This is a genomic window from Rickettsia sp. TH2014, from assembly GCF_019249195.1.
In the GTDB taxonomy this organism is placed as follows: Bacteria; Pseudomonadota; Alphaproteobacteria; order Rickettsiales; family Rickettsiaceae; genus Rickettsia; species Rickettsia felis.
Genome location: NZ_MXAX01000048.1, coordinates 1 through 901, shown reverse-complemented (window position 1 = coordinate 901; position 901 = coordinate 1). Strand labels below are relative to the sequence as shown.

Sequence of the window (901 nt, the reverse complement as noted above, 5' to 3'; positions counted from 1 at the left end):
CTTTATCATCAAAACCATCAAGTCTTCTTTGACGCTTTGCTACTAATGATGGTTCAAAACTACTATTTCTATCTCTTGGCACTTCAATCTCAACAGCACCATTCTTTAGTAATCAGATTCTTTGTGTTATAACCATTACGTGAATTCTGAGTATCACTTTGATTATACTTGCTATATCCTAAATGATTATTCATCTCAGACTATAAGGCTTTCTCTACAAGACGCTTGGTCAGTTCTTTTAATAAACCATCTTCCTTGAATACGGTTGATACATCTGTATCATTATGAATCAATAAATCTATCGCTTGATCCATTGCAGCATTTTGTTTCTCTGTCATTGTAATGTCTTTTTTTGTTATATTTTCTTTTATATAACCTTTCGGAAATTTACACACTTATTTGGACAGAGCCGGTGGAGCAGCTCTATATAATGCTATTTGTCATGATACAAATATAGTAAAATTACTAATAAAGCATGGTGCAAATGTAAATAAACGCCTATCTGATGGTAATAGAGAAACACCTTTAATAAAAGCTACTAAGTGTTTCGAGAATGGTAGTATCGCTAACACAGAACATATTAAAATATTGCTTAAGCATGGAGCTGATATAAATGCGAAAGATGTAAATGGTATTACAGCATTAAAAATGGCTGAGATGCAAAATGACCAAAATGCAATCAATTTATTACGTTCCTATGGCAAAAAGTAATACGGCCTAGAACCGATTTAGACAAACTTAACTTCTACAGCTGTAGAAGTTAAGATTTAAGGAGATCGTTAATTTCGGCGATAGACAAACCGGTAATACGAGAAACCTCAGGAATAGAGTAATTATTAGAAAGCATATTTTTAGCTACTTCCATAGTTCTTTTAGCTTCCCCAATCTGCATGCCTTTAGC

At 33.2% G+C, this 901-nt stretch carries 2 protein-coding genes and 2 pseudogenes; 1 reads left to right on the top strand and 3 read right to left on the bottom strand.

Going from position 1 to position 901, the window contains the following annotated elements; genetic code table 11:
* Positions 1 to 94: pseudogene (locus KYQ89_RS08160) on the bottom strand (transposase); the annotation flags it as partial.
* 106 nt (positions 95 to 200) lie between these two features.
* Positions 201 to 395, bottom strand: coding sequence for a hypothetical protein (locus KYQ89_RS00680; RefSeq protein WP_218459896.1), 195 nt, complete (start codon positions 393 to 395; stop codon positions 201 to 203).
* Positions 396 to 399: 4 nt separating this feature from the next.
* Here KYQ89_RS00680 and KYQ89_RS00675 point away from each other — a divergent pair, with 4 nt between their 5' ends.
* Positions 400 to 711: an ankyrin repeat domain-containing protein gene (locus tag KYQ89_RS00675; protein WP_256621165.1), complete on the top strand. Its 312-nt coding sequence runs from the start codon at positions 400 to 402 to the stop codon at positions 709 to 711.
* Between the two features lie 49 nt (positions 712 to 760).
* Here the strand turns inward: KYQ89_RS00675 and KYQ89_RS07535 are convergent.
* Positions 761 to 901, bottom strand: a pseudogene (locus KYQ89_RS07535) (transposase); the annotation flags it as partial.